Here is a 6739-nt window from a genome sequence, read left to right on the forward strand (position 1 = left end):
AGTCGTCTTGTCAAATAGAGTTCTCAAAAGAAAATCTTGGAAAGAAACTATCAAAAGGGTGGCTTAAAAGAAGCTACCAAAAATCCGGAACTTCAGGCTTTAAATGAGGACCAATCCGTACTGCCGAGACCTTTTCTGCTAAACCGGTGCGATCTGAAATCTCAACCGCTAAACCACAAAGGGTGGCAGGACCACATGCCGGTTCAAAACGATCTTGCTTCGTCTTATAAAGAAAACGGTGTAAGGGTTCTTCTTTATCCATTCCAAGAGATGAATTATAATCTCCACACATGCCTGCATCTGTTAAATAGGCGCTCCCACCTTCTAAGATCTGCGCGTCAGCCGTGGGAATATGCGTATGGGTGCCAACGATAACACTCACACGACCATCAAGAAAATGGCCAAAACATTGCTTCTCGCTTGTCGTTTCTGCGTGAAAGTCAAAAATAATCGTATCGGCTTGCTCCATCAACGAACAGGCAAGCAGAATATTTTCCGCTGTTTCAAATGGATCTTCTACTTTACACGGCATAAAAACGTTGCCCAACAGATTGGCGACAAGAACACGGGCGCCATTTTTTGCCGTAAAAACACCAGAACCTTTTCCAGGAGTTTCTTTCGAAAAATTGGCAGGGCGTAAAAAACGATCACTCTCATGGGCATACTGCAATGCTTCTTTGTGAGAAAAAGCATGATTACCTGTGGTGACAACATCAACACCGGTCATCAAAAGATCTTGATACGTTTCTTGTGTGAGACCAAAACCACCAGAGGCATTTTCACCATTTACCACAACAAAATCAAGCTGCCATTTCTCAATCAGTTGAGGAAGGTATTCAAAAACAGCTTTACAGCCTGTGCTACCAACAATGTCACCTAAAAATAAAAAACGCATAGGCGCTTTAATCACATTTTAACATTTTAAGAAACCTTTTTCTGTAAAAATTCCTTGTACCTGTAGATCATATTCTGTCGGAGGAATAGAGGAAACCTCCTGACATGAAAATCCTATGCCCCATAATATCATTTGATGCCCTTGTTTTTCAAGAGCTGCAACAGCACGGTCATAGTATCCTCCTCCATAGCCAAGACGGTGACATTGACGATCAAATGCAGAAAGCGGAACAATAATATTATTGGGGGCAACAACGTCATTGTCTGCACCCGGACCAAAGGTGCCAAAACGCATGGGCTCTAAAATTGTGCTGGGCAAAAATGCACGGAAAATCATGGTGGTGGAATCAAGAACTGCTGGTAAGGCTAAATGCCCACCGCGTAACGCTACAGCATCCAGTAAAGGACGCGGGTCAATTTCCGATTTAATGGGCCAATAGCCTGCTAAAATGAGGCGTGAAAAATCGGTTCCCTTCTTTTCAAGGTATTCAATAAAGTGGCAACAAGCACGCTGCGAAAAGAGTGCACGCTCTTCTGTTAAAAGAGCATCACGACGCGATAAACCGCTTTTGCGTTGCTGTGTGCGAAGGGATGAAGCAGATTCATAGAGGGGATTATTTGTCATTGTCTCGTCAATTGTTTTATAAGATGCTGGTATTTTATCCATTGTTGGCGTTTTGTAAATCTCTGTTAGGACAAGAGCTGTGCTCATGAAAAAAAAAGCATGAAAAAAAGTGTGTGCTCTTTAGGGGGTATTTTGGTGCGACAAGCCGCTTTTGCGTTGCTGTGTGCGAAGGGGTGAAGCAGATTCACAGAGGGGATTATTTTGTCAGTGCTGTCTGTTTTATAAAATAAAGCCCCTCGTCATTTTTATTTCTTGAAAAGAGAGTATCGTCATTGGTCTTATGTAAAAGGACGCTCTCAATTTTAGCTGGAAAAATTTTTATGCAAAAAAGTTATACAAATAAAGGGTGATCCACAACAGCCGATGGAAAAAGCTGATCCCGGGAACCTATACAAATAGGTGGGCGCCATATGAAAAAGCCCACGGGCTTGATCAGAGACAGCTCCCTTGGAGATCATTAAGGTCTCAGGAATACGTTATTTCCTGTCGAGAAGCGCAGAACACCCTCCTTAATATAAAACAATTTCAGAGTTTCTGCTAGAGATAAAATAACCTCGCTCTCTTCTTTTTCATAAAGTATTTCAGGAGAGATTGATGATATTGTCGGTGGTTGCTCGAAATGGCTGTATGATGGATGGCTTATTCAAAGTAAAAAAGCAAAAAATATGAGTGGGGGTGGGTGTTTGAGTGACGTAGAACGGTTTATTGCCAATCGCTTGATTTTTATGTTTCGGGGGGAATGTTTCTGGGAGCTTTGAAGGGGAAATATTTTTTATTTAAGGATGTTTGTTGAATTGATATTGCTTCTTTGAAGTTTTTTCCTTGTAGGGAATATTTCAGTGCTGTTTTATCAACTTTGAGGGCAAATTGTGAACGCTTTTCGTTTCTATGATTTTCTAAGTGTAAAAAGGTATCTGCAATCATGGGGTGAAGGCTATGAGAGTGTTCGTGAAGAGCGAAATATAGTAAAAGATAAATATTTTTTGTCTTTAGAATGAAGCAAACACAATAAAGAGGTGATAAAATCTAAAAAGGGAGGAAACATGAGACTTATCAACTTTAGAAAATTATATACTTTTACTTTCAAGGCGACAATTAAAGAACCTGTTAAGCCCTATATGGTTTCAATTGTTAATGTTGAAGATCTAACAGATATCACTGTTTTTACAATAAACGATGGTGATCCTGTTAGACTTTTTTTAGAATTTGTGAAAAAAATAGAAAACAGTACAAGATTTTATGCTTATAACCTAAACTATGATTATGCTATTATTCGATCTTGGTGTCATTTTAATCAAAATGATCTTATAACACCTAAATTTTATGATTTTATCTCGCAAAATGCTAGAGTTCTTAGATCGGAACTTGCATTTCAATCAAATAAATCAAAAAGAGTTTATCTATTCGATTCATTAGAGTTATTTTTAGTTCCTTTGCAAGACATAATAACAGCTTTTACCGATTTAAAACAAAGTGAATCTTCTCTCTTTGAGTGCATTGATGATGTTATTATTCATCAAAATGATATCGATTGCTGTGTGAATGAAAGCAAGGGATTAGCCATTGCTCTCAAAAAAAGACTCCAATGGGGAAGAAATAAAATGACTTTTGCAGCTGATGCTAAAGCTGTATGGTCAGAAAAAATGTTTAAAAAATTTACAAAAATTAAAGCAGAAACATATTTATTCCCATCTTTAGAAGAAGGTGATGATTATATTTTTAGAAAAGCAAATGACGGTGGTTTTTGTTTTTTTAATAGATATATGGGTAAATTCATAAATAAAGAAATTGAAATTTATGATGTCAATAGTATGGGCCCTGCTATGATGTTAAAACAATTACCTATAGGGGCACCTCTTTATAAAAAAGGTAAAATTGAAACTAATGACTTACACCCTCTAGGTCTTCAAAGATTTTATATAAATTCAGCAGAATTAAGAGAAAACAAAATACCTATTTTAAATAATAACAGACAATCATCATCTGGGGGTGTTGAATATTTACAAATTTTATCTGAACACGAATGTGAACATAAAAAAATATTCATGTTAACATTACAAGAATTTGAATTGTTTAAACAATCTTATCACTACCAAAATTTGGAATTATTAGATGGTTATCTCTTTCAAGCAAGAGATGACCTTTTTACTGATTATATTGATGAATTTTTTGAATTGAAAAATTCTTCAGATAAAACAATCAGCAGAATAGGAAAAATGTTTCTTAATTCATTATGTGGAAAAATGGCTGAACGTCCTCATAGATTTAAAAGATATATCGAATTTGAAAATGATGTTCTTAGATTTATTTGGGGTGAAACAATATTCCAAAAATGTGGTTATTTGCCAATTTCTTTATTTGCTGGAAGCTATGCTCGTATGTTTTTAATTGAGTCTATTTACAAAATTGGACTTGAAAATTTTATCTATTGTGACACTGATAGTATCCATTGTTTCAAAACTGAAAATGCTAAAAAATTAGATATTCATCCCTCTAAAATAGGGGCTTGGAAATTAGAAAATAAAAAGAAAATTATAGCAGCTAAATATTTAGCTCGTCGTCGGTATTGTTTGCAATTTGAAGATAATACTTTTCAAGCAGTTTGCCCATATATACCTTCTGACAAATTAACGCCTCATATCAAGTCATTGGATGATTTTCAACTTGGTAAAAGCGTTAAAATGACAGATTTTAAAATGGGTGTTGGTGGTCTATACCCAATAGAAAGATTTGTTTCAATTTAAAGGAAAATAGGAAAAGTGAGTATACTGGGAGATGAAAACGTGCATAGAAAGGCGTGATGGTATCAAATTTTATCCTGTTATGGCGTAACATACTGTTATTTACTGGCAATATAAGGTTGCTATCCTTGATAGGTTCAATGTTTTTATGTGTGTGGTCAATGTCCTTAAGTTTAAGAAAATCCCATATGTGGGAAACCAAGTGAAGTCTACTAGAATTCGGATTGTTTACAGTCCGAAGTGGGTTAAGAGACTTCGTGCTTTAAGGTGTGGGGAGGATATGCATTGGCAATCGCTTGATTTTTATGTTTCGGGGGGAATGTTTCGGGGAGCTTTGAAGGGGAAATATTTTTTATTTAAGGATGTTTGTTTAACTGATATTGCGTCTTTGAAGTTTTTTCCTTGTAGGGAATATTTCAGTGCTGTTTTATCAACTTTGAGGGGGGGAGAGAGCCGATATGGTATGTGCTGCTATGGTTTTATAAAAATAAAAAAAAGACGATGACTATTTATCAGAGGGGCTAAGCGATGTTTTAAGCTTTTTTCAAAAAATATTTTTTGAGGATCGTGTTTTATCATCTTTTTATCCATGATGGAGGGATAGTGAAAAAAAGAGGCGGTGTGAAGAGAACGCAGGCGTGCAGCGTTTTTTTGCTATGAGAGAAATTCTGAAGGAAGTATATTGGAAGTGTTTGGACCCTGCCTTCAATACAAAAAAGGTCCAAATTCAAAAAAGACATTGTCAATTGCTTGGGGGGGGAATTTCTTGGGATGGTATTTGATGGCGTGTGCAGGGACTGAGTTTATTGAGTGGAATGTGAAGCCGGCTTGCGTCTTATCTAGATTTGAAAGGATGTCGTAAAGTGTCTCGTTCTTGAATGGTTTCAAAGAGCTTGTGGTGATTGTTCGTCTAACAGAGCTTGCACGCGCTTTTGAATCCTGCGCATTTGTGGATAGTAATCCAATGCTGTTTCATAAGCTTTAAGAGCAAGTTTGGGACGCTCCGTTGCTTCCATGACAACGCCAAGTTCAAAAAAAGCACTATAATTGCGCGGCTCAAGTTCAAGAGCATGGTTGAGATCAAGCAGGGCAAGTTTGAAATCGTTCAGTTGAATGTGAATCCAAGCGCGTCTTATCCAAGCTTCAGAATGAGTAGGTAAAAGTGCAAGAGCATTGTCAATATAATCAAGCGCAAGTCCATAATCGTCGCTGTTGAGTGCATTTTCGGCCCATGACATTAAAAGATCAATCGTCTCACTCCCCGATTGGGACCATAAATGTTGAAGTTGTTGACTGATCTTTTTCGCTTTAGCAACATCAGCACAATATTTCAACTCTTTGAGTAAACGTGAAATTTCTGCTTCTTTGCGCTGCTTAACTCTGTCAACATGGGAAAGCTGCTCTTTGTCAAGATCTTCAAGAATAACCGCCGAGGAATCAGAATCGGAGGGCGTTGAGGAAGGGGGAGGAGAATTGGGAATAAGATCATCTAACGGTAAAAGCGATTGTGGAGAAGGCCGATCTTCAGGAAGAGAAGGAGGATTTTGCCCATAGCTCGAGGGAACAAAACAAAAAACGCCAACAAAAAAAAGAAAAAACGCGCGCTGAAAAATACAGAAAAAACGCAGCTGAAAAAATCGAAAGGCTTTTAAAAAAATAGAAGAATCCATAAAAACAAGCCCCCAAAAGATAAATCACCAAATATTATCAAATACTAGACTTGTAATCAACGGACTTATAACCAAAAAAACGCAATAAAATTTTTTTAAGCCTACAATTAAAGTAGGCATAAAAACATTGATCCTAAAGAAATTAGTCCTAAAAGAATTAGCCCTGACGTGCTCTAAAACGTGGGTTCGTTTTATTAAGAATATAAACACGACCCTTACGACGCACCAAACGATTGTTACGGTGGCGCTCTTTTAGTGCTTTAAGCGAATTTTTAATTTTCATCATATTCACCGTTTAAATAGTTTACGTAACACAATACTATAATACAATATTAAAACACGAAAATACAATATTACAACCCCAATAGACTGCTTACTCTATGAGCATTGCATTGCGATATCGTACTTGCATGATAACATCACACGATACACCTTTTCACTGTGATCACAAAAAGAAAAGCGCACTCTTAAGGTACGCATTAACCACTTCATTAGCACAACGATAAGTGAAAATTGCAAAAAAGTAGGAGAGATTTAACAAGAAGTCTTATTCTTGTCAAGGGTATATCCCTTACAAATTCCTTAGGGTGTGTTAATGGTTGCCTTGAAGGTAAAAATTTTCTCGTAAAAAAAGGACACAAAAAAGCACAAAGAGTGGAAAAAAGTAAAAGCCTTTTCAGCTTTAAACAAATAAGCTCTGTTAGGGAGTGTTGAAAGATCAGGAGCGCTGTTGAGCCGTTGGATTGTTGAAGTGGTGTGGGTTTTTGTCGTTAAGGGCAAGGTGTGGCTTCTTAAAACGTAAGGGGCTT

The 6739-nt window shown here is 36.9% G+C and carries 5 protein-coding genes and 1 other RNA gene; 1 reads left to right on the top strand and 5 read right to left on the bottom strand.

Annotated elements, in window-relative coordinates; translation table 11 throughout:
- Positions 1 to 73: 73 nt before the first annotated feature.
- The 3 genes from ACFIM6_RS03405 to ssrS form a co-directional block, all read right to left on the bottom strand.
- Complete coding sequence (locus tag ACFIM6_RS03405; protein ID WP_375611657.1) at positions 74 to 895, bottom strand: TIGR00282 family metallophosphoesterase; 822 nt, start codon at positions 893 to 895, stop codon at positions 74 to 76.
- A gap of 18 nt (positions 896 to 913) precedes the next feature.
- Positions 914 to 1519 (bottom strand): 5-formyltetrahydrofolate cyclo-ligase, encoded by a 606-nt coding sequence (locus tag ACFIM6_RS03410; RefSeq protein WP_375611694.1) that lies wholly within the window; start codon positions 1517 to 1519, stop codon positions 914 to 916.
- A 344-nt stretch (positions 1520 to 1863) separates the two neighbouring features.
- Positions 1864 to 2024: non-coding RNA, 6S RNA (ssrS, locus tag ACFIM6_RS03415), on the bottom strand.
- A 538-nt stretch (positions 2025 to 2562) separates the two neighbouring features.
- On the opposite strand from ssrS, the gene ACFIM6_RS03420 reads away from it, so the two are divergent.
- On the top strand, positions 2563 to 4263 hold the full coding sequence (locus tag ACFIM6_RS03420) for a DNA polymerase (protein WP_375611658.1): 1701 nt from the start codon (positions 2563 to 2565) through the stop codon (positions 4261 to 4263).
- Between the two features lie 881 nt (positions 4264 to 5144).
- Here ACFIM6_RS03420 and ACFIM6_RS03425 read toward each other — a convergent pair.
- Both ACFIM6_RS03425 and ykgO read right to left on the bottom strand, forming a co-directional pair.
- The gene (locus ACFIM6_RS03425; RefSeq protein WP_375611659.1) at positions 5145 to 5930 is read right to left on the bottom strand and encodes a tetratricopeptide repeat protein; all 786 of its coding nucleotides are present in this window, start codon (positions 5928 to 5930) and stop codon (positions 5145 to 5147) included.
- A gap of 157 nt (positions 5931 to 6087) precedes the next feature.
- The gene (gene ykgO, locus ACFIM6_RS03430) at positions 6088 to 6213 is read right to left on the bottom strand and encodes a type B 50S ribosomal protein L36 (protein WP_004863016.1); all 126 of its coding nucleotides are present in this window, start codon (positions 6211 to 6213) and stop codon (positions 6088 to 6090) included.
- Positions 6214 to 6739: the final 526 nt, after the last annotated feature.

Origin of the sequence: Bartonella sp. AA9NXGY, from assembly GCF_042196845.1 — a bacterium.
GTDB lineage: Bacteria > Pseudomonadota > Alphaproteobacteria > Rhizobiales > Rhizobiaceae > Bartonella.

Excerpts from the sequence above, each read along its gene's own strand:
- ACFIM6_RS03405 (WP_375611657.1), bottom strand. The coding sequence starts at position 895 with ATGCGTTTTTTATTTTTAGGTGACATTGTTGGTAGCACAGGCTGTAAA.
- ACFIM6_RS03410 (WP_375611694.1), bottom strand. The coding sequence starts at position 1,519 with ATGACAAATAATCCCCTCTATGAATCTGCTTCATCCCTTCGCACACAG.
- ACFIM6_RS03420 (WP_375611658.1), top strand. The coding sequence starts at position 2,563 with ATGAGACTTATCAACTTTAGAAAATTATATACTTTTACTTTCAAGGCG.
- ACFIM6_RS03425 (WP_375611659.1), bottom strand. The coding sequence starts at position 5,930 with ATGGATTCTTCTATTTTTTTAAAAGCCTTTCGATTTTTTCAGCTGCGT.
- ykgO (WP_004863016.1), bottom strand. The coding sequence starts at position 6,213 with ATGAAAATTAAAAATTCGCTTAAAGCACTAAAAGAGCGCCACCGTAAC.